Consider the following 21,385-nt stretch of genomic DNA (forward strand, 5'->3'; position numbering starts at 1 on the left):
TCCTCCGTCCGGCACAACGGGGCGGAACGGGACGATCGATGGCCAAGCTCTACTTTTCCTACGCCGCCATGAATGCCGGCAAATCGACTTTGCTGCTGCAGGCTGCCTACAATTACCGCGAGCGCGGCATGCGGCCGCTGCTCTACACGTCCTCACTTTATGTCGAGAACGGCATCGGGCTGATCGCCTCGCGTATCGGCATTTCCGAAGCCGCAGAATTGTACGGCGCCGACGACGATCTCTACCAGGCCATCCGCGATCATACCGAAGCCGGCAAGGTCGACTGCGTCTTCGTCGACGAGGCCCAGTTCCTCACGCCCGCCCAGGTGTGGCAACTGGCCCGCGTCAGCGACCGCCTCAAAATCCCGGTCATGTGCTTCGGCCTCCGCACCGATTTCCGCGGCCAGCTCTTTCCCGGCTCCTCCGAGCTGCTTGCCATCGCCGATGTGCTGCGCGAAATTCGCACCATCTGTGAATGCGGTGCCAAGGCAACCATGGTCGTCAGGCAAAACACCGAGGGTCGGGTGCTGACCGAGGGCGAGCAGGTCTCGATCGAAAAATCGGTCTATGTCTCGCTCTGCCGCAAGCACTGGGAAGAAGCCGTTGGCCGCTGGCCCGTGAAAGGACCGTCCGCATGACCCCAGACTCTGCCGAGCCGCAGGGCACTCTGACCATCCGCACCCTTGCCATGCCGGCCGATACCAATCCGGCCGGCGACATCTTCGGCGGCTGGGTTCTGAGCCAGATGGATATCGCTGGCTCGATCGCCGCAGTCGAGCGCGTCAAGGGCCGCACCGTGACCGTCGCCGTCGAAGCGATGACCTTCATCGCCCCGGTCAAGGTCGGCGACGTGCTGTGCATCTACACCACCGTCGAGCGGGTCGGCACCACCTCGATCACCGTGGCCATGGAAGCCTGGGCCCGCCGCAATCGCCTCTCTGATCGGGTCAAAGTCACCCAGGGCCGTTTCGTCTATGTCTCCATCGGCGAAGACGGCCAGAAGCGCCCGATCGACCCGGCATAAGACGCTATTTTGTCTGAACGAATTCGTTCAGACAGCGTTCAGTTGCGGTGTGATCAAACAGCGCCATCGGGGCCACTTCGCCTCGCCAGAATTTCGGGAGACCACCATGAAATCGTTCCGCCTCGGCCTTTTGGCTCTTGCCATGATCCTTGCCGGCGCCGTGGCCGCCCATGCCGCCACGGCCAAGGTTCGAGTCGATGCCCAGTACTTTGACGGCCCCGGCTCACCCAACGCCATCGGCATCATCAAGTCCGGAACCGAGGTCGATGCCAGCTGCGACGGCAGCGGCTGGTGCTACATCTCCGGTGGCGGCGCCAGCGGCTATATGCAGGAAGGCGGCCTCTACTTCTCCGGTGGCGGCAGCCAGCCGCAACCGCAGCCGGTTCCCCTGCCCCAGCCTCAGCCGTGGCCACAACCCCAGCCGTGGCCGCAACCGCAGCCTTGGCCCCAGCCTCAGCCGTGGCCGCAGCCCCAACCGCCGCGCCCCCAGCCCCAGCCGCCGATTTATGAAGACGCCGGCGCATGCTTCTACAGCGAACGCAATTTCGGTGGGTCCAGCTTCTGCCTCGAGGAAGGCGAAAGCCTCAACTCCTTCCGCACCTGGGATAACCGCATTCGTTCGGTGGAGGTTTTCGGTGGCGCGCGGGTCGACCTGTGCAGCGATCGCAACCTCTATGGCAACTGCATCACGCTGCGCTCGAGCTCGAGCCGTCTGCCGAGTCAATTGGATCGCCGCGCGTCCTCAGTTGAGGTTTACTGACCCGGCCAAGATACGGATTTGATTCGACTATTTTGCCGGGGGCGGAACTCTTTTCTTTCCGCCCTCGTTTCCCAGACAACAAAGCTGATGCGTACCGGCTGCAAAGCGTCGTCCCGATCCCCGGGACCGGCCGGTTCCGCGAGAGGAGTCCAGATATGAATCGTAGCACGCGCCGGATGTTGCTGAATATCGCCACTGGTGTTGCCGTCGCGGCAACGGCCGCGGTGGTATTTCTCCCCGCCGCCTACGCCGCCCCCGGCGTCGTGACCAGCAATGTCAACGTGCGGTCCGGCCCCGGCACCAATTACGGTGTCGTCGATACCGTGCGTCGCGGCACCCAGGTCGACGTGCAGCAGTGCCAGGGCTCCTGGTGCTACATCGCCAAGAATGGTCCGGACGGCTGGGTTTCCGCCAGCTATCTCAGCGCCGGCGGCAGCCCGGTCAATCCGAGCCAGCCCGGCCTGTCCTTCGATTTCAACATCGGTGGCCCCGGTGGCCCGTCGGTCAATATCGGCGTCGGCAACCCGCGCCCGCCGGTCATCGCCCCGCCGGTCGTGCCGGTCTACAGCGAAGTTTGCTTCTACGAGCGCACCCGCTTCCGTGGCGAAAGCACCTGCTTGGAATCGGGCGAAAGCATTCGCAACCTCGGCGACTGGGCTGACCAGATCTCCTCGATCGAAAACCCCGATGGCCTGCAGGTTCAGGTCTGCTCGGAAAGCAATTTCCGGAACTGCCGGACCTACACCACCAGCGCTTCCTCGCTGGGCGACTTCGACGACTACATCGTCTCGATTCGCGTCCGCTAAGCGCCTGCATCAAGCCGATCGAGGGGCGCCGGTTCAGCCGGCGCCCCTTTTTGTTTGCCCCCTTGGAGTCGGACAAAGGCCGGGCTAGTGTGCCGCTGATTTTTACAGCCGACGGGATTCCACGCATGCGTCTATTCAGTCGCCTCGCTTCGCTGATTGTTAGCCTGATCGCGCTTCTGGCCGTTGCGCCACCCGTTTTCGCCGGCTCCGACACGGGCAGCCACGCCTGGAGCACCCGCCCGCTGGTGCTGCGCTCCGGCCCCGGCGCCGCCTATGGAGTGACCGGCGAGATCGCCGCCGATGTCGCCATCCGGGTTCTCCGCTGCCAACGCTTGTGGTGCGTGGTCGATGGTGACGGCGGTCGCGGTTGGACCGGCATGGGCGCCATCGCCTTTGGCCGCACCTCTACCGACTGGCCGGGCGGCATCAATCCCGATTACCCGGCCGGCGGCCCCGGCTCGGTCTGCTTCTTCACTGGCGCCAATTACACCGGCACCAGCCTCTGCGCTGGCCCCGGCCGCGTCTTCAACGACCTCGCCTTGCTGAACATGGACAACCACTTCCGCTCGGTTCAGCTCACCGGCAACGTCTCAGTCGCCGCCTGCCGCGACCGCTTCTTCCAGAGTTATTGCGAGCGCATCATCGAGTCCCAGCCGGTTCTCGATCAGTATCTGGTCAACAGCCTCTCCTCCGCTCGCATCTACTGATCGGCGAAGTCCCAAAACAAAAACGCCGCCCCCAAGGGCGGCATTTTTGTATGCCGGAAAAGCAAAGGCCACCGCGTTTTCAACATCGCGGTGGCCCTTTAGCGCTTCGCTGCCTTGTGAGCCGCGCCGCGCCAGACTGTTTTGACGCCTAGAGCAGCGTCAGGTTCGTTGCCGAAACCTTGCCGTCGCGGCCGGTCTCGAGCTCGTAGGTCACCTTGTCGTTCTCATACAGGCCCTGCAGGCCCGAACGCTGAACGGCGGAAACGTGAACGAACGCGTCCTTGCCGCCGTCTTCGGGCGAAATGAAGCCGAAGCCCTTGGTGGCGTTGAAGAACTTAACGGTGCCAGTGATGGTGGCCATGGTCGTAATCCTGAGTATAGGCTCGTGTCGCATGCGGACGAGCGGTTTCCGGATGGCAACATGCCGGCCGGATGCACGTTCGCACGAGGAGAAGGTAGCCAAACCGGCGAAACCGGTGTCAGGCAGCCGACTTAGGCTGAAAACGTAACTGCGATTGTCGCAGGAAACTGCGGCAATGACAAGGCAATACCATTTCGGCGCTCATCCCCGCCCGCCTTGAATCCCTCGAACCCGCTGGAATCCTGGGCATTTCAGCGGTATTCTGGCTATCCGCGGGTGTGCCGCGTGAGGGACTTGGCAGCACCCGTCATTTGAGGGACACATCATGCCAAAAATCTCAGAACTCTTCTTCCGCTCCGCGATCCTGTTCTTGATCGTCGGCATCGGCCTCGGGCTGCAAATGTCGATCAGCCAGAACCACAACGTCATCGGCGCCCATGCCCATATCAACCTGCTCGGCTGGGTCACCAGCGCCATATTCGGCGGCTACTACGCGCTGAACCCGGCCAAGGCCACCGGCCTGCCGCCGCTGGTTCAATACTGGGTCTACACCATAGGCGTCGTTGTCATGGCGATCTCGCTCTATCTGGTACTGACGGGCAATACCGCCCTCGAGCCGATCGTCGCCGGCAGTTCACTGCTCACCTTCGTCGGTGTTCTGCTTTTCGCCTGGATCGTCTGGATGCCCGCCCATCCGGCTGTCGTGGCCCATCCCGCCGAATAGCCGAAACCGGGCGCCGCCGACGCGGGGACGGCGCTCGGCCACCGCCTCCGCTGACGACGCCGCTTCTGGACCGACACCCGCCACATCTTTGCCCATCCTGACTTTCGCCCGATTTTCGGCCCGGTCGCCAACTAACAACTTGCCCGACACTTGGCCTTGCCCGACGAACCGGGCTGGGCCAGAGTGGAGCAACAATCAGGAGCGAGATCGACCATGGGTATTTTCGACGACATCAAGAGCCGTATTTTCGGCGCTCCGGCTGCTTCGGCTGCGGTTACCCCAGCGTCGGCAACGCCATCAGCCGCTGCTGCCGCAGCGAATGAAGCCGCTATCGCCATCGGCAAGGCGGCGGCCGCCAAGGTCGCTGCCGATGCAGCAGCAGCCAAGACCGCCGCGGCCACGCCAGCCTCCACAGCGCCCGCCCAGCCGGTCGATGTCGCCGCCGTGCTCGATGCCGCCGTCGCCAAATCCGGCCAGAAGCTGAACTGGAAGACCTCGATCGTCGACCTGCTCAAGGCGCTCGACCTCGACTCCTCGCTGACCGCCCGCAAGGCCCTGGCCGCCGAGCTAGGCTATACCGGCGACACCTCGGATTCCGCCAGCATGAACATCTGGCTGCACAAGCAGGTCATCGCCAAACTTGCCGCTAATGGTGGCACTCTGCCGGCCAGCATGCTGGCCTGACGCTCCAGCGTGGCTGCCGCTCGCAGGCAGACCAGCTCTCCATGAGGTCTACGCGGAAATCCGGTAGACCTCATCCTCAGCCTGGCCGGCATCATTGAATGTCGAATGGCCCTAAGCCATCCGAAACATTTGCGTCTTACGGTCACTCGTGAGGGAGAGCCTGCATGGACAAGGCAACAAGCGGATGGATCAATGGATTCATCGGCGTCGTAATCTTCAGCGGCTCGCTTCCGGCCACGCGCGTTGCCGTCATGCAGTTCGATCCGGTTTTTCTCACCGTGGCCCGTGCAGCCATAGCCGGCCTGCTCGGCCTCGCCCTGTTGCTGGCCTTCAAGGAGAAGCGCCCCGCCCGCACTGACCTGGCCTCCTTGCTGATCGTCGCCCTTGGCGTCGTGGTGGGCTTTCCCCTGCTCACCGCTCTCGCCTTGCAGCATATCACCTCTGCCCATTCGATCGTCTTTATCGGCCTGCTCCCGCTCTCCACCGCCATCTTCGGCGTCCTGCGCGGCGGTGAACGACCCAAACCGGCATTCTGGCTGTTCTCCGCCCTCGGCAGCGCCTTGGTCGCCGGTTTTGCCTTGATGCAGGGTCTCGCTGCCTCGCCACTGGGTGACGCATTGATGCTGGCGGCCATCATCGTCTGCGGCCTCGGTTATGCCGAAGGCGCCAAGCTCTCGCGCCGGCTGGGCGGCTGGCAGGTCATCTCCTGGGCGCTCGTCCTCTCACTGCCGATCATGCTGATCCTGCTACTGGTCTACCGCCCCCCGACTTTCGCCAATATCGAATGGCCCGCCTGGCTCAGCCTCGCCTATCTCGCGCTGTTCAGCATGCTGATCGGCTTCGTCTTCTGGTATCGCGGCCTGGCCCAGGGCGGCATTGCCGCCGTCGGCCAATTGCAGCTACTGCAGCCCTTCTTCGGCCTCGCCCTGGCCGCCACGCTGCTGCACGAACCGGTGAGCGCCATGATGCTGGTGGTAACCGTCGGCGTCATCCTCTGTGTCGCCGGCGCCCGCCGCTTCGCCCGCTGATATTGCTGACACCACCTGTCAGCAGCCCCTGTTCCCTCTCCGTTCGATAGACGCTATGGTTTGGGGAACATTGCATTACCGCGTCTCGTTCCCCATTTGAGTCGCTTCCCCAGATCGCGAGCTTCCCATGGCCGACAAGTCCGCACGTCCCGGCAAAGCTGATTTTTCCATCGACGATTTCCTCGGCGAAATCGAGAAGGCCGAGGACATGGCGGCCAATAAGCCGCTTTACGCCGAGCGTATGCGCAACAAGCGCGCCCTCGACCGTGCCGACCAAAAACTCGCCGCCGAAGCTGCGCAGGCTGAGGAAGACGCGCGCAAGGCCCTGGCTGCCGCCGAAAAGAAGAAGACCGCCCTCGAAAAGCGCCGCACCACCAAATCCAACAACGACACCGCCACCGGCATGTCGGCGCGGACTAACAAGACCAAGATCAACTCGGTCGACCGTATCGATTTCGGCTTCGGCGAAACCGAGCAGGCCGGCTTCGGCCACAAGCCCAGCGCCCGGGAAATCTCCCGCGCCGCAGCAGCCGATCCGGAGGCGCAGGCCAGGCTGCGCGAAGCCCTCGATGCCTCCGTCAAGAAGAACAAGGCCCGCAATAACGAGGACGTTTCCAACGCCACCACCGTCGGTGTCACCGCCACGGTCAAGGCGCTCGAACAGATCATCCTGCATGGCCGCAAGGAGGTGGAAGGCTCCTCCCCCTGGGTGCCGCACAAGGCATCGAACCTGCTCGAAAAGCGCGGCCTCGCCCGCCCCTTCCGCATGCAGACCGACTACAAGCCCGCCGGCGACCAGCCCACCGCCATCGCCGAGCTCATCGAAGGCATCAACAATGGCGAGACCGACCAGGTCCTGCTCGGCGTCACCGGCTCGGGCAAGACCTTCACCGCCGCGCAGGTGATCGCCGGCACCAACCGCCCGGCCCTCATCCTTGCCCCCAACAAGACCCTCGCCGCCCAGCTCTACGGCGAGTTCAAGTCCTTCTTCCCCGACAACGCGGTCGAATACTTCGTCTCCTACTACGACTACTACCAGCCCGAGGCGTATGTTCCCCGGACGGACACGTATATCGAGAAGGAATCCACCATCAACGAGCAGATCGACCGCATGCGCCACTCGGCCACGCGCGCGATCCTCGAGCGCGACGACGTCATCATCGTCGCCTCCGTCTCCTGCATCTACGGCATCGGCTCGGTCGAAGACTACACCGCGATGACCATCGACGTGCAGAAGGGCCAGAAGATCGACCAGCGCGAGCTGCTCGCCAAGCTGGTGGCCCTGCAATACAAGCGCGGCGACACTGGCTTCGTTCGCGGCACCTTCCGCGTGCGCGGCGACACGGTCGAAATCTTCCCCGCCCACTACGAAGCCGCCGCCTGGCGCGTCTCGCTCTTCGGCAACGAGATCGAGTCCATCACCGAATTCGATCCCCTCACCGGCAAGAAGTCCGCCGACCTCACCTTCATCCGCGTCTTCGCCAATTCCCACCACGTGACGCCGCGCACCACGATGAATCAGGCGCTCAAGCTCATCCGCGCCGAACTGTCAGCGCGCCTCCAAGAACTCAACGGCGCCGGCCGCTTCCTCGAAGCCCAGCGCCTCGAACAGCGCACCCTCTTCGATCTCGAAATGATGGAAGCCACCGGCTCCTGCGCCGGCATCGAGAACTATTCCCGCTACTTCTCCGGCCGCCGCCCCGGCGAGCCGCCACCGACCCTGTTCGAATACCTGCCCGACAATGCCCTGGTCTTCGTCGACGAAAGCCACGTCACCATCGGCCAGCTCGGCGCCATGTATCGCGGCGATCTGCGCCGCAAGGCGACCCTGGCCGAATACGGCTTCCGCCTGCCCTCCTGCATGGACAATCGCCCCCTCCGCTTCGAGGAGTGGAACGCCATGCGCCCGCAATCGGTCTATGTCTCCGCAACGCCCGGCTCATGGGAAATGGACCAGACCGGCGGCGTCTTCGCCGAACAGGTCATCCGCCCCACCGGGCTCATCGACCCCCCGGTCGAAATCCGCCCCGCCAAGGCCCAGGTCGATGACGTGGTCGACGAAATCCGCCAGACCAACAAGGCCGGCTACCGGACCCTCCTCACCGTCCTCACCAAGAAGATGGCCGAGGACCTCACCGAATACCTGCACGAACAGGGCATCCGCGTCCGCTACATGCACAGTGACGTGGACACCATCGAGCGCATCGAAATCATCCGTGACCTCCGCCTGGGCGCCTTCGACGTGCTCGTCGGCATCAACCTTTTGCGCGAAGGTCTCGACATCCCCGAATGCGGCCTCGTCGCCATTCTCGACGCCGACAAGGAAGGCTTCCTGCGCAGCGAAACCTCGCTGATCCAGACCATCGGCCGCGCCGCCCGCAACGTCGACGGCAAGGTCGTCCTCTATGCCGACAAGATCACCGGCTCCATGGAACGCGCCCTCGCCGAAACCAACCGCCGCCGCGAAAAGCAGATGGCCTACAACGAAGCCAACGGCATCACCCCCCAATCCGTCCGCTCCAACATCCACGACATCGTCGACAGCGTCTACGAACAGGACCACGTCACGATATCAATTGGCAAAGGCAAGGACGGCAAGGAACAGGTCCAGGTCGGCGCGAATTTGGCGGCCGTCATCAAGGACATGGAAGCCCAGATGCGCGAAGCGGCGACGAATTTGGAGTTTGAGAAGGCGGCCCGCCTCAGAGACGAGGTCAAACGCTTGCGCGAAATGGAACTCGATACCTTGTCGGGAGAGGTGTCGTAGCGGCCTTCTCGAATTTTCGAGACTTCGAACCGGCCGCCTACGGCGGCAAAATTGCTCCGGTGGAGCGATTTTAGGCGAGAAGGCCATGAGGGCTACGCCCGAATGGCTTCAGCAAGGCTACGCGACGAGGTCAACTGGCTGCGAGAGATGGAGCTAGATACGTTGAGTGGGGAGGTGAACTAACCGCGCCATCGCTCCGCGCCGCTCGATCACGACGATTAGTCGAGGAGTTCATCCAAAGTTTCGCCTCGCTGCGAAGATCGCATCTTCACAGCATTCATTGCTGCATCGACCTTCGACGACAACAATCGATAACTCCCGATTGCTTCTGTTATCATCTTTTTCGCGGCTTTATCTTCGAGCCACATACTTAGCAGGCTACTTCCTAATTCAGCTTGCCATCGAGTATCCCCATTACCTTCGACGGTGACCCTTCCACTATCCAGTGCCATCGTAACAAATGGGGCAACTACTTTCTGATCATATCCGGCCAACTCGGAGATTTTGATACAAAGCCTCCTAAAGCCAGGCTCAAAATCGGTGGTCAACTGCGTTTCGCCGACGTTAATACCGCGCAGGTCCGGAAGAAATGCAGCGGCACGCTTAATAAAATCAGCGAATGGAGCCACTGAATAACGCTCAGACATCAGCGAATTCTTGTTTGACCGATGGCCCATAAACACCAGATAATTCAGACCCAAATGACCTACCAGCGTCAACTCTGGACAATCCTTGTTAAAGAAGTCAGGAAAAGTTGAGCGGAATTGCTCGTATGTCGGTACGAGATAGGCGTCCTCGACCAATTCCTTATTCATCTCATAGGCCAGTGAGAATACAGAGTCAGACCTCGCATTGGGTATCCGACCAGCCAGGCGACCAAAGTCGTTTGCGAAGTGATTGGTAAGCGCAAAGGCCGCAAAGTACTCTTGGAACGAACGGTGGGTGAAGGATATCATGATACCCTCCTCGTACATTAGGTTCACAGACTCGAGCACTTCCTCTACGTATTTTGCTGCGTTGACCGTTACTCCCGCCCGCCGCGATGCGACCAAAATTTCCTCAATCAAGCGTTGGCGATCAAATGAGATTGCTCGACGCATGTAAGTCGCCAGACAGAAAATAGAGAATATCTTAGTGAAGTCATCCTCACTTAGACCAGATTTTCTTCTCCTTCTGAAAGACTCCTTTCCGGCATCATGTAAAGTATACAGGGTCTGAAAAGCATAACGATAGAATATATGAATTTTGTCGGGGATGTCAGCAAACTGATCGAATGTTATTAGCATCATAATCGCCAATAACGGGGTACTTAAGAATGTTTCATAGCGCTCAAATTTCTTCTGGATAATTTCAGCAAGAAACTTGTTTCTAGTTTTTATGTCGAATGGGACCTTCTTAATGACGTCTTCGATCTGGGCCCGATCAAACGCCTTAGACTGGAATACAACAAACTGTTCCCAGCTTTGGAAGCGCGCATCGTGTCGACTAGAAACAAGAAAACCGCAATCACCATATGTATAGGACAATCCAAGTATTTGCTTCTCAATTTCTGTCTTTAGCTCATCGTTTAACTCGTCGAGGGCATCAAAGAGAAAAATGAACCTCCCTGCGCGGAGCAATGTACTAAATTGTTCTTCCGACATTGGCTGCCCACTCGGAGCAAGGCTGGCCCTGATGAACGAGAGAAGGTCTACGGCTTTAAGTTCATTGAGCCTTCTTAGCTCAATAAATAGGGGAATCTTTCCTTCCGACGACTTGAAAATGCATAGCCAAATATACTTTAGTAATACTGTTTTTCCAATACCACCAAAACCCTGAACTACCACTCGACCAGACTGTCGGACCATGTCCGCAAGATCGTCGTCATCGTACGCTTGACCACCGTTGGTATACTTGCCTTTGACATAGATTGCATCAAGTCTATGCACCTGATCCCGATCTACGATCAGTTTTATCGAGTTACACTTCCGGTAGGTCACTGACATGTATTCTCTAAAGTCGACCAGATGCGGGAGAATCTGGTTTTTGACCATCCGCGACACTTGCGACAGAGTGCTATCGACGTATTCTTTCGCCATCTGAGCGGCGGTAGCGGCAAACGCGGCTTCTGTCGCTTGGTCAGTCAATTTCTTCTCCAGCGCAACAACGCAGTAACACGTGCACGCATGCATGCATGCTTTTTTTGTACAAATCACGCCATCTAGTGATGTATCTCTTGTTACCCACATAATTAAGCTCTGCGGTCTGCAGGAGGTATACTCTTTAGAGACCCCACCCGCCCCCCCTGAAGAGGGCTGCTCCGTGGCCAGACCACCGCCCGAGCCGCATCCCCGATCGGTCCCTCCCCCTTCTGCAGGGGGAGGCTAGGTGGGGGTTTCTTTCTTGGCACCGCAGCACCCCCACCCGGCCTCCCCCCTGGGGGGAGGAGCAGAAAGTTACCCCACCCGCCCCTGCGCGTCGTGCTGCTTCCGCGTCAAACTCGAAAACACCACGCCCGGCGCCACCTGGTGCACCAGCCGCTCCAGGTCGTTGAACGACACATCCACATGTTCGAGCGTCACCACCACGTCCTTGCCCGACACCAGCGATTTTTCCGTCCCCGGCCCCGTAAATAGCGCCGGGTCGAGACCGGACAGCGTCACGTGCAGCCTGTGCCCATTGGTGCTGTCATGGAAAATCGACACCACGCGCGCCCAGGGCACCAGCCGGGGTTCGCGCATGCGATGGTCCAGCAGGCCCTCCGGCGTCAGCGTCAGCTGCGGCCTGCGGTCCAGCAGCAGCCGAAGGTCGAACAGGCCCGCCGCGATCATGGCCGGCCCCCCGACCAGCGTCAGCCAATGTGACTCCGAGGCGTTGCCGCGCACGAGCGCCGTCACGCCCGCCCCGAGCAGCAACAGGCCGATGCCCAGCTTGACGGCCAGCATGACCAGCCAGCCTGGCGTAAGTCGGTTATGAAGCACGATCGTCTGCATTGCCCCCTCCCCCAGATCAGCATAGCCGCACGCAATACGGCTGTCATGGCTGACCCCGCCGCTCATTACTTCACCTTGTGATCACCGCCCCTCTCGACTCCGCACCCCGACACACGCTAGAACAAAACAGGAACATTATCTGTCGAGGTCGCCATGCCCACCTTCACCACCGAACTCGCCAACCGCACCACCCGCGAGCTGCCGCTCACCCTGGCCGAGGCCAGCCAGATGGCCGAAGCCGGCTTCAAGTTTGCCGAGTTCGAGCCCGAATATGGTCGCTACCGCCTGAGCAAGCCCTATGAACTGGTCATCATCCGCGACACCAACACCCTGACCATCCGCCAATAGCCGCTGCCACGCCACGCGCCGCGCCGCCACACCAACCCGCCTCAGTCCGACGCCGCTGGCTCCCTTCATCCGTCCCTCCCCCTGCCTGCTGCCTCCCTCCCTCTCTCCCCTACGCCACACGCTTTGCAAATAGGTCCTAACTGCATTTGCGGAACCATCATGGCTTCCCTTGCCCGCCATTCGGGCCTTGTTCGCTTAAATCGCGCCACTGGCGCGATTTGCCCCTTCGGGTCGCTTCAAGCCCTCATGGCCTTCTCGCCTCGGATCGCTCCACCGGAGCGCTCCGCCCTGCGGGACGGCTCGAAGCCAGCCAGATGGCCGAGGCCCCGCCACTCGGGCGCAGCCTCGCGGCCTTCTCGTCTCAAATCGCTCCACCGGAGCGATTTGCCCTACGGGACAACTCGAAGGGTTCAAGTTCGCCGAATTCGAGCCCGAATATGGCCGCACCCTTCTGAGCAAGCCCTATGAACTGGTCATCATCCGCGGCACCAACACGCTCACAATCCGCCAATAGCGTCCGGCCGCCGCAACCACCCGCCCCGCCAGCCATTACCCCTGCCCACAGCAGGAGCGCCAAGCCATGGCCAAGGAACATCCCGACGACAACAAGAAGACCCCGGCCGAAGTGACCGATCGCATCTGGGAACTCGCCAAGAAGATCGACATCTGCATGTTCACGACGTGGGACGGGCAGAACCAGCGCAGCCGGCCGCTCTCCGCCCGCGTCTTCCGCGAGGAGAATGCCATCCACTTCTTGGTCGACGTGGAAGGCCACAAGAACGCGGAGATCGAGCGCTTCCCCACCGTCTCGCTCGCCTGGGTCGATAGCGGCGGCCACAAATATGTGGTGATCGCCGGCAAGGCGAAGCTCAGCAATGACCGCGCCAAAATCGCCAGCCTCTGGTCCGACTGGGACAAGGCCTGGTGGAATGACGAAAACGATCCCTCCATTCGCCTGATCACGGTCACCCCCGAGGATGGCGAACTCTGGGACAGCCCTAATGCCGCCGTCACCTTCGCCAAGATGGCCGTCGCCGCCGTGACCGGCGCGCCCCCCAAAATGGGCGACAATGCCGAGGTCAAGCTCTAGTCGCAGGGCCGTCCCGCCGGCGCGGGACGGTGCCCGCCAAAAAAACTTATCCCCGCCCCCAATCCCTCCCGCATACTCCAGCCATCCCCGCCAACACGCGGCCCCGACGCAGGGTTCGGGCGGGGAGGCTGGAGACGGGGGCGCCCGTTTGGCTGGGCAGAAAGTCGGCAACCGGGCTTGCAACAATAGTCCCGCTTAGCCGGACCCAGTGAGAAAGCTCCAGATCCGTGATGGGCGGCCCTTGGCTCCCTGAGTTTGTAAACTGGATCGAGCCAAAGGCCGCCCATTACCCGCCGCGGGCGCATCTGCGCTCCCGCGGGCGCTTACGCTCCGTACAACCGCTGGCGCAAGCCGGGCGGCGCACAATTATGTCCGCGATCCCACTTATCCCCGCTCCCCGCTGCCGCCTTATCATCGGCCGGAATACAACGAGGAGACGACCTTGACCCTCCCCCATCTCGGCGATCGCGGCATTGCCAGCTACAACCGGCTCAACCGCGACCTCGCCGCCTTCAACTACGTGCTGCGCGTCGCCAAGCCGTCCGGTGCCTGCCACGCCCATACGCTGTTCACGCTCAATGGCCTGTTCAATCGCGCCAACCGGCTGTTCCACCGCCATGCCGACCTGCCGCAATTCATCCTGGTCAGTCCCGATGCCACCATGAGCCAGGCCGATCTCGCCATCCTGGTGGCGCAGCTGACAGCCGCCTGCCTCGCCTTCGAGGAACGCTACCAACACCTGACCGAAGACGGACGCAAGCGCGCCGCCGCCCTGCATATCGCCAACGGCACGTCCACGAGCTGACCGCCTTGAAACCGCCACCACGGGGATGCATCACAATGCCATGCGCAAAGCCGTCCTCACCGCCCTCGCCCTCATCGCAGCCACCGCACCCGCCTACGCCCTGACCATCACGGCGCGCGTCTCCGGCGGGAATATCGCCGTGCATAGCGGGCCGGGCGGCGATTATCCGATCCTTGGTCGCGTCGCCGACGGCAGCGAAATCCCCATCGACCACTGCACCCAGACCGACTCCGATTCCGCCTTCGGCAGCTGGGGCGATGCCGGCTATCCGCTCGGCGGCGCCGGCGCCACCCAATGGTGCCGCATCCCCGACCAAGGCTGGGTCCGGCGATCAGGCATAGTCGGCCGCGGCCTGGTCAACGTCACGCCCCCCGACTTCTCCGGCCCCGGCTGGTAGCAGCCACCGGCGGAACGCAGCGGGCGCCACAACCGCCGCGCCCGGATCGAGCAGCCGAGCCTCACGCCCACAACCACCCTCTTCTCCACAACCCGGCTTGCCAAGCCCACCTTCATTTGTCAGACATATGTCATTAGGCAGATTTCGAGGGAAATTCGATCTGCGCAAAATGACCGGCTCCCGACGAGGCGCCGGCACTCGGGAACGTCCAAGAACTGGCTCTGCACAAGGAGGGAGCTTCCATGAATGCATTGTTGAAAATCGCCGGCGCGCTTGCCGTGGCGACGGCTTTGACCGCGCCGGCACTGGCACAGACGACCGTCATCGCACCGAGCGGATCCACCGCCGGCACCTACATGGACTACATGAAAACAGTCTATGATCGCGGCACCGGCTCCGAACTGCTGCAGATCCCGATCGCGACCTTCGACAAGGAATTTGAGCTGACGCCGATGGCGGCGGAAAGCTGGAGCCAGTCCGAGGACGGCCTCACCTGGACCTTCAAGCTGCGCGCCGGCCTCGTCTGGTCCGATGGCGAACCGCTGACCGCGGAAGACTACGTCTTCGCCCTGCAGCGCGCCGCCACCTCAGGCTATGATTTTGCCTGGTATTGGGATTTTGCCGGCGGCATCAAGGGCTGGAAGGAAGTCACCGAAGGCACTGCCAACGTTGCGACCCTCGGCCTCAAGGCTGTCGACGACCTCACTATCGAAGTCACCACCGTCGCCCCCAAACCCTATCTGCCATCGGTCACCAGCCTCTGGTACCCCGTGCCCAAGCACAAGGTTGATGAGCTTGGTGATGACTGGGCCGTCAATGTCGAGTCCATCGTATCCTCCGGCCCGTTCGAGATCGAGAGCTGGGAGAAGTCGAACAATTCCGTCGTCTTCACCAAGTCCGATACCTATACCGGCCCCTGGTCGCCTGTGATCGATCGCCTGGAACTCGATCCGACGCTTAACGCCCCCGAAGTCGGCCTCCCCGCATTCCTGGCCGGCGATTCCGATTATTCCTTCCTCAATACCGGCCAGGTGCCGGTGGCGACCCAGCGCTTCCCCGATGGCATCCGCAAGAACGCCGTCTTCGCCACCTCGTACATTTCGTACGATCTCGATGCCGCCCCGTTCAACGACGTCAACGTTCGCCGCGCCTTCTACTATGCGGTCGACCGTGCCGAGCTGACCTCAACCGTGCTCAAGGATATCGCCATCCCGGCCGGTTCGATCCTGCCGCCCGGCTATCCCGGCTACAGCGAGTCTGTCGTCGCCCAGGCGACCTTCGACCCGGAAAAGGCCAAGCAATTCCTGGCCGATGCCGGTTTCCCCAATGGCGAAGGCTTCCCCGATGTCGAAATCTGGTATCGCGACGAGGGTGGCTACAACGGCGCTATCGTGCCCGCCATGGCGCAATACCTGCAGGCCGAATTCAAGGAAGTCCTGGGCATCAACCTCAATGTCCGCCCGCTGCCGGGCCCGGAATGGATGGATGGTCTGCGCGGCAAGAAGAACAACATCTTCATCGCGCCCTATGAATACGACTACCTCGATCCGTCCAACTTCTACGGCATCTTCTACAATGGCGGCCGTCACGGCTACTTCATCCCCGAATATGACGAGCTGGTCGCCAAGGCCGACTCCGAGCCGGTCTGGGAAGAACGCGTCAAGCTCTATGCTCAGGCTGAGCAGGTGATGATCGACCAGGGCCTCATCGTCCCGCTCGTTCACCCGATCACCATCGCCGTTATCTCCGACCAGCTCGGCGGCGACGCGGCCGCGCCCAACAAGCTCGGCTTTACCTCGCTCGATCGCCTTGCCCACTACTTCTTCACCCATCTGACGAAGCAGTAGTTTCGATCGCGCCAGCGCTTCCCGGATCCCCAAGGCCGGGAAGCGCCCCGCTCTCCAGCAAGGCAGGCCAATGCCCCTCGTGGAAATCTCCGACCTCAAGGTCAGCTTCAGCCAATACGGCGGCCAGATCGATGCGGTACGTGGCGTGAGTTTCTCCGTCAACGAAGGCGAAAGCCTGGGCATTGTCGGCGAATCCGGCTCCGGCAAATCGGTCTCGTGCAGCGCCTTGCTCCGCCTTCTCCCCGCGACCGCCAATGTCACCGCGGCATCGCTGAAGCTCGATGGCATCGACGTTCTCAAGGCTGGCAAGGAAGACCTGGCCCGCATGCGCGGCCGCGCCGCCGCGATGATCTTCCAGGACCCGATGACCGCCTTCGATCCGGTCTTCACCATCGGCCACCAGATCGCCGAGACGATTATTGCCCACCGCAAGATCAGTAAACGCGAAGCGCTCGCCGAGGCCGAACAACTGCTGCTCCGCGTAGAGATCAAGAACGCCGCCGATATCCTCGGCTATTACCCGCATCAGCTGTCCGGCGGCATGCTGCAGCGCGCCATGATCGCCATGGCGCTGTCCTGTCGGCCCAAAGTGCTGATCGCCGACGAGCCGACCACCGCGCTTGATGTCACCATCCAGGCGCAGATCCTCCATCTCATCAAGAAGGTGCAGGCCGAGTTCGGCATGGCCCTGATCATGATCACCCATGATCTGGGCGTCATCGCTGAAACCGTGGATCGCGTGCTGGTCATGTATAATGGCGAGGTCATGGAAGAAGGTCCCGTTCAGCAGATTTTCGACGCCCCCAAGCACGACTATACCAAAGCCCTGCTCGCCAGCCTCCATTCCAGCTTTGAGCCCTCCAAGGACAGCGATCCCACGGCCGCCCCGGCGCTCGAATTGCGTGGTCTGGCCAAGGCCTATCGCATCCGCCGGCGCTCCGGTTTCTTCCACACCTATGGCGATTTCCACGCTGTCCGCGCCGTCGATGTCGTGCTGCCGCGCAACAAGATCGTCGCCATTGTCGGCGAATCCGGCTCCGGCAAGACCACGACCGGCCTGATGGCGATGCGCCTGACCGAACCGAGTGGCGGCCAGATACTTGTCGACGGCACCGATATCTCGGGCCTTGAGCCCGCCGAACTCAAATCCTTCCGCCGCCGCATGCAGATCGTTTTCCAGGACAGCTACTCGGCCCTTGATCCGATGATGACCCTGGCCCAGATCATCGCCGAACCACTGCACATTCACGGCATCGGCACGCCGCGCGAACAGACCGAGAAAGCCCTCGACTGGCTCGAGCGCGTCGGCCTGCCGCGCAATTTCGGCTCCCGCTATTCGCACGAACTCTCCGGCGGCCAGCGTCAACGCGTCGCCATCGCCCGCGCCCTCATTCTGGAGCCCTCGGTGCTCGTCGCCGACGAGCCGACCTCGGCCCTCGATGTCACGGTCAAGGCGCAGATCATCGGCCTGCTGAAGCAACTTCAGGCCGAAATGGGGCTGTCGATCCTGTTCATCAGCCATGACCTCTCGACGGTCAAATCCCTGACCGACACGGTAGTGGTCATGTATCGCGGCCGCGTCGTCGAAGAAGCGCCGACCCAGCGCATCTTCTCGGACCCGCAGCATCCCTATACGCGCGCCCTGCTTGATGCGATCCCGGCGACCAATCCGCGCGACCGCCGCGAGCGCACCTTCCTCGCCGCCAGCGACATCGAGGCCCAAACCCCGCGCTTCACCGTCATCCAGACCGGCCTGGCCCCCAATGCCAGCCCGCAACTGGTGACCATCGCTCCCAATCACCGCGTCGAAGCGATCGTGACGACATGAGGGAGGTTACAATGCATCTCGCCAACCCCACCCCCCTCCCAACCTCCCCCGCAAGCGGGGAGGTGCCGCTCGGCATTTTGGGCACTATTGCACCGCACCCGCTGGCAGATACCTCCCCCTTGATGGGGAAGGCTAGGAGGGGGTGGGGCCACGCTCACCGGCCATTGGAGGGCAATCAATGCTGACCTACATCCTCCGCCGCCTCGTCTCCGTCGCTGTCACCTTCATCGTCGTCTCGCTCATCATCTTCCTGATGATGCACGCCATCCCGGGCGGGCCGTTCGACGCCAATGACATGCCGGTCTCCGAGGCCGTCCGCGCCAAGCTGATGGCCCAGCTCGGCCTCGATCAGCCGCTGCACATCCAGTACCTCCGCTACATGTGGGGCGTGCTGCATTTCGATTTCGGCGTGCCCTATCAGAGCCCCGGCGAAACCGTCACCGAACTTCTGTCCCGCGCCTGGGTGCCCAGCCTCGTCCTCGGCGGCCTCGGCGTCGTCATCGGCGCGCCGCTCGGCATCCTGCTCGGCATGGCCGCCGCCCTCAACCGCAACACCTGGATCGACTATTTCGCCTCGACCCTGGCGACCTTGGGCCTCACCATCCCGGTCTTCGTCACCTCGATGCTGCTGATCCTGGTCTTCGCCATCTGGCTCAACTGGCTTCCCGCCAATGGCTGGGGCAAGCCCGAACGCTGGATCCTGCCGATCGTCGCTTATGCCCTGATCCCGCTCGCCACCTATGCCCGCTACACCCGCTCGGCCATGCTCGACACGCTCAACAAGCAGTTCGTCACCGTGCTGCGCGCCAAGGGCCTGAGCGAACGGCGCATCATCTTCCAGCATGTGCTGCGCAATTCGGCCATCCCATTGGTCACCGTGTTCCTGCCCATGTTCATCGGCACCGCCACCGGCTCGATCTTCGTCGAAGCCATGTTCCGCGTGCCCGGCCTAGGCGCCTATTTCGTCTCCTCCATCGAGGTCCGCGACTACCCCCTAGAAATGGCCCTGATGCTGATGATCACCTTCATGTACTGCATCGCCTATCTGCTCTCCGACATCGTCTACGCCCTCATCAATCCACGCATCCGCGTCGGAGGCGCAGAATGACCGTCGAGACCGTCACCACCCCCCAGAAGTACCGCCAGCGCAGCCCGCTCTGGTTCGCCCTGCGCCGCTTCTCGGGCAATAAGGCCGCCATCGTCGGCGGCATCGTGCTGGGGATCCTGATCCTGATGGCAATTTTCGCGCCCTGGATCACACCCGTGCCGCCAGACGCGCAGCTGTTCCTTACCGAAGGCCTGGCCTTCCCCTCGGCGCAGCATTGGTTCGGCATCGATGGCCTGGGCCGCGATTTCTACACGCGCATCGTTTACGGAGCGCGCGTCTCGCTCACCATTGGCTTTGCCGCTGCGGTCTTCAGTGTCGTCATCGGCATTCCGCTCGGCGCTCTGGCCGGCTATTTCGGTGGCAAGACCGACTGGTTCATCATGCGTGTCATCGAGCTGTTCTCGGTGGTCCCGCCGCTGCTGGCCGCCATGCTGCTCGGCGCGCTCACGCGTGGCGGGTACGTCACCATCATCCTGATCGCGGCGCTGTTTGGATGGGTCAACGTGTGCCTGCTCGTCCGCGCCCAGGTCAAAGCCTTTCGTGAAAAGGAGTTCGTCCGCGCCGCCCAGGCTCTGGGCGCCTCACCCTGGTACGTTATTCGCCGTCATCTCATTCCAAATTCGATCTCTCCGATCATCGTCGGTTTCGTGCTCGCCATTCCCCTGGCGATGATGCTCGAGGCCAGCCTCAGCTTCCTCGGGATAGGCGTGCCACCGCCCACGCCGACCTGGGGCCAGATGATCAGCGATGGCATCGACTACATGTTTTTCTATTGGCACATGGCGGTCTTTCCGACCGCCGCGCTCGCCATCACCGTATTGGCGACGACGCTATTCGGTGACGGCCTGCGCGATGCCCTCGATCCGACTTTGAAAGGCCGTTGAATTGTCCTCCAATCTCGCCCGGCAATTCCTCCTCCGCGAGGATGTCGTTTTTCTCAACCATGGCTCGTTCGGCGCCTGCCCGCGCCCGGTATTCCAAGCCTACCAGAACTGGCAGCTCGAGCTCGAAGGCCAGCCCGTCGAGTTTCTCGGCCGTCGCCTGAGCGAGTTCATGCGCGCGCCTCGCGTAGCGCTTGCCGAAGAACTCGGCACCAGTCCCGACAACGTTGCCGGCGTCGTCAATGCCACGGCCGGACTCAACATCGTCGCCCAGTCGCTCGACCTCAAGCCCGGCGACCAGATCCTCACTACCGACCACGAATATTCGGCGCTGGAAAAGACCTGGGCCTATGTCTGCCGTAAGACTGGGGCCGAGGTCGTGGTTGTCGATATTCCCCTGCCACTGACGTCAGAAGCGCAGTTCACCGACACCATCGTCAACGCCTTCACGAACCGCACCAAGGTGCTGTTCCTCAGCCACATCACCTCACCGACCGCCCTGCTCTTCCCCATCGAACGCTCGATCGCCGCCGCCCGCGAACGGGGCATCTGGAGCATCATCGACGGCGCTCACACCCCCGGCCATATCAAGCTCGATCTCGACGCCATCGGGGCTGATTTCTATTCGGGCAATTGCCACAAATGGATGATGGCGCCCAAGGGCTCGGCCTTCCTCTATGCCCGCCCCGAACTGCAGGGCATGCTCAATCCGCTGGTCATCTCGCATGGCTGGACCAAGGATTCCAAGGAACCCGGCGCCAAGGGCGCCTTCGGCAATTCGCCCTTCATCGACGAGATCGAAATGCAGGGCACGCGCGATCCGGCCGCCTGGCTGGCCGTCGCCGCCGCGCTCGACTACCGCAAGGAGAATGATTGGTGGGCCATCTCCGCCCACTGTCAGGCTCTGGCCCAGGACACCGCCCGCCGCCTTGGCGAGATCACCGGCCTGCCCCCGATCAGCAGCCCGGAATTCTCCGCCCCGCAGATGGTCTCGATGCCCATCCCGGAATGCGATCCGGTCGACATCCACGATCGCCTGCTGGAGCGCCACAACATCGAAATTCCCGTCCTCAAATGGAAGGACGGCCACTTCGTCCGCGTCTCGGTACAGGGCTACAATTCCAAGGCGCAGATGGATTTGCTGATCGAGGCAGTCACCGAACTGCTCGACTTGAAAGCCGCCGGAAGCCGCAAAGCCTCGTAAAGGCTGACAAACGGCGCGAACTGTGGTGTGTGTGCCGCTGGCTT

At 62.0% G+C, this 21,385-nt stretch carries 21 protein-coding genes; 18 read left to right on the forward strand and 3 right to left on the reverse strand.

The window, feature by feature from the left end:
• Nucleotides 1–38 precede the first annotated feature (38 nt).
• From MF606_RS13940 to MF606_RS13960, 5 genes are all read left to right on the forward strand, one after another.
• On the forward strand, nucleotides 39–638 hold the full coding sequence (locus MF606_RS13940; RefSeq protein ID WP_240229952.1) for a thymidine kinase: 600 nt from the start codon (nucleotides 39–41) through the stop codon (nucleotides 636–638).
• Complete coding sequence (locus MF606_RS13945) at nucleotides 635–1,024, forward strand: acyl-CoA thioesterase (protein ID WP_240229953.1); 390 nt, start codon at nucleotides 635–637, stop codon at nucleotides 1,022–1,024. The genes MF606_RS13940 and MF606_RS13945 overlap by 4 nt, the downstream gene beginning before the upstream one ends.
• A gap of 106 nt (nucleotides 1,025–1,130) precedes the next feature.
• On the forward strand, nucleotides 1,131–1,784 hold the full coding sequence (locus MF606_RS13950) for a peptidase inhibitor family I36 protein (protein WP_240229954.1): 654 nt from the start codon (nucleotides 1,131–1,133) through the stop codon (nucleotides 1,782–1,784).
• A gap of 155 nt (nucleotides 1,785–1,939) precedes the next feature.
• Complete coding sequence (locus MF606_RS13955) at nucleotides 1,940–2,590, forward strand: SH3 domain-containing protein (RefSeq protein ID WP_275693085.1); 651 nt, start codon at nucleotides 1,940–1,942, stop codon at nucleotides 2,588–2,590.
• Nucleotides 2,591–2,715: 125 nt separating this feature from the next.
• Nucleotides 2,716–3,297 (forward strand): SH3 domain-containing protein, encoded by a 582-nt coding sequence (locus MF606_RS13960; RefSeq protein WP_240229955.1) that lies wholly within the window; start codon nucleotides 2,716–2,718, stop codon nucleotides 3,295–3,297.
• Nucleotides 3,298–3,445: 148 nt separating this feature from the next.
• Here MF606_RS13960 and MF606_RS13965 read toward each other — a convergent pair whose 3' ends face one another.
• Nucleotides 3,446–3,658 carry a cold-shock protein gene (locus tag MF606_RS13965; protein WP_240229956.1) on the reverse strand — a complete coding sequence of 71 codons (213 nt, stop codon included), beginning with the start codon at nucleotides 3,656–3,658 and terminating at the stop codon, nucleotides 3,446–3,448.
• Nucleotides 3,659–3,983: 325 nt separating this feature from the next.
• Between MF606_RS13965 and MF606_RS13970 the strand changes: the two genes are divergently transcribed.
• From MF606_RS13970 to uvrB, 4 genes are all read left to right on the forward strand, one after another.
• Nucleotides 3,984–4,382 (forward strand): hypothetical protein, encoded by a 399-nt coding sequence (locus tag MF606_RS13970; RefSeq protein WP_240229957.1) that lies wholly within the window; start codon nucleotides 3,984–3,986, stop codon nucleotides 4,380–4,382.
• 213 nt (nucleotides 4,383–4,595) lie between these two features.
• Nucleotides 4,596–5,066 carry a DUF3597 domain-containing protein gene (locus MF606_RS13975; RefSeq protein ID WP_240229958.1) on the forward strand — a complete coding sequence of 157 codons (471 nt, stop codon included), beginning with the start codon at nucleotides 4,596–4,598 and terminating at the stop codon, nucleotides 5,064–5,066.
• 164 nt (nucleotides 5,067–5,230) lie between these two features.
• Nucleotides 5,231–6,094 carry a DMT family transporter gene (locus tag MF606_RS13980; RefSeq protein ID WP_240229959.1) on the forward strand — a complete coding sequence of 288 codons (864 nt, stop codon included), beginning with the start codon at nucleotides 5,231–5,233 and terminating at the stop codon, nucleotides 6,092–6,094.
• Nucleotides 6,095–6,302: 208 nt separating this feature from the next.
• Nucleotides 6,303–8,861, forward strand: coding sequence for an excinuclease ABC subunit UvrB (uvrB, locus tag MF606_RS13985; RefSeq protein WP_420842263.1), 2,559 nt, complete (start codon nucleotides 6,303–6,305; stop codon nucleotides 8,859–8,861).
• Between the two features lie 218 nt (nucleotides 8,862–9,079).
• Here uvrB and MF606_RS13990 read toward each other — a convergent pair whose 3' ends face one another.
• Entirely contained in the window at nucleotides 9,080–10,987 is a 1,908-nt protein-coding gene (locus MF606_RS13990) for an NACHT domain-containing protein (RefSeq protein ID WP_240229961.1), read from the reverse strand.
• Between the two features lie 309 nt (nucleotides 10,988–11,296).
• On the reverse strand, nucleotides 11,297–11,833 hold the full coding sequence (locus MF606_RS13995) for a hypothetical protein (protein WP_240229962.1): 537 nt from the start codon (nucleotides 11,831–11,833) through the stop codon (nucleotides 11,297–11,299).
• A gap of 153 nt (nucleotides 11,834–11,986) precedes the next feature.
• Here MF606_RS13995 and MF606_RS14000 point away from each other — a divergent pair, with 153 nt between their 5' ends.
• The 9 genes from MF606_RS14000 to MF606_RS14040 all read left to right on the forward strand — a co-directional run bounded on the left by MF606_RS14000 (nucleotide 11,987) and on the right by MF606_RS14040 (nucleotide 21,341).
• Nucleotides 11,987–12,181 (forward strand): hypothetical protein, encoded by a 195-nt coding sequence (locus tag MF606_RS14000; protein WP_240229963.1) that lies wholly within the window; start codon nucleotides 11,987–11,989, stop codon nucleotides 12,179–12,181.
• Between the two features lie 580 nt (nucleotides 12,182–12,761).
• The gene (locus tag MF606_RS14005; RefSeq protein WP_240229964.1) at nucleotides 12,762–13,271 is read left to right on the forward strand and encodes a pyridoxamine 5'-phosphate oxidase family protein; all 510 of its coding nucleotides are present in this window, start codon (nucleotides 12,762–12,764) and stop codon (nucleotides 13,269–13,271) included.
• A gap of 442 nt (nucleotides 13,272–13,713) precedes the next feature.
• The gene (locus MF606_RS14010) at nucleotides 13,714–14,076 is read left to right on the forward strand and encodes a hypothetical protein (protein ID WP_240229965.1); all 363 of its coding nucleotides are present in this window, start codon (nucleotides 13,714–13,716) and stop codon (nucleotides 14,074–14,076) included.
• A 40-nt stretch (nucleotides 14,077–14,116) separates the two neighbouring features.
• Complete coding sequence (locus MF606_RS14015; RefSeq protein WP_240229966.1) at nucleotides 14,117–14,473, forward strand: SH3 domain-containing protein; 357 nt, start codon at nucleotides 14,117–14,119, stop codon at nucleotides 14,471–14,473.
• 242 nt (nucleotides 14,474–14,715) lie between these two features.
• Entirely contained in the window at nucleotides 14,716–16,320 is a 1,605-nt protein-coding gene (locus MF606_RS14020; RefSeq protein WP_240229967.1) for a peptide ABC transporter substrate-binding protein, read from the forward strand.
• Nucleotides 16,321–16,390: 70 nt separating this feature from the next.
• Entirely contained in the window at nucleotides 16,391–18,148 is a 1,758-nt protein-coding gene (locus MF606_RS14025) for an ABC transporter ATP-binding protein (RefSeq protein ID WP_240229968.1), read from the forward strand.
• Nucleotides 18,149–18,326: 178 nt separating this feature from the next.
• Entirely contained in the window at nucleotides 18,327–19,256 is a 930-nt protein-coding gene (locus MF606_RS14030; protein ID WP_240229969.1) for an ABC transporter permease, read from the forward strand.
• On the forward strand, nucleotides 19,253–20,140 hold the full coding sequence (locus MF606_RS14035) for an ABC transporter permease (protein ID WP_240229970.1): 888 nt from the start codon (nucleotides 19,253–19,255) through the stop codon (nucleotides 20,138–20,140). Before MF606_RS14030 ends, MF606_RS14035 begins: the two co-directional genes overlap by 4 nt.
• 1 nt (nucleotide 20,141) lies before the next feature.
• On the forward strand, nucleotides 20,142–21,341 hold the full coding sequence (locus MF606_RS14040) for an aminotransferase class V-fold PLP-dependent enzyme (RefSeq protein WP_240229971.1): 1,200 nt from the start codon (nucleotides 20,142–20,144) through the stop codon (nucleotides 21,339–21,341).
• Nucleotides 21,342–21,385: the final 44 nt, after the last annotated feature.

Source organism: Devosia lacusdianchii (genome assembly GCF_022429625.1).
GTDB classification, from domain to species: domain Bacteria; phylum Pseudomonadota; class Alphaproteobacteria; order Rhizobiales; family Devosiaceae; genus Devosia; species Devosia lacusdianchii.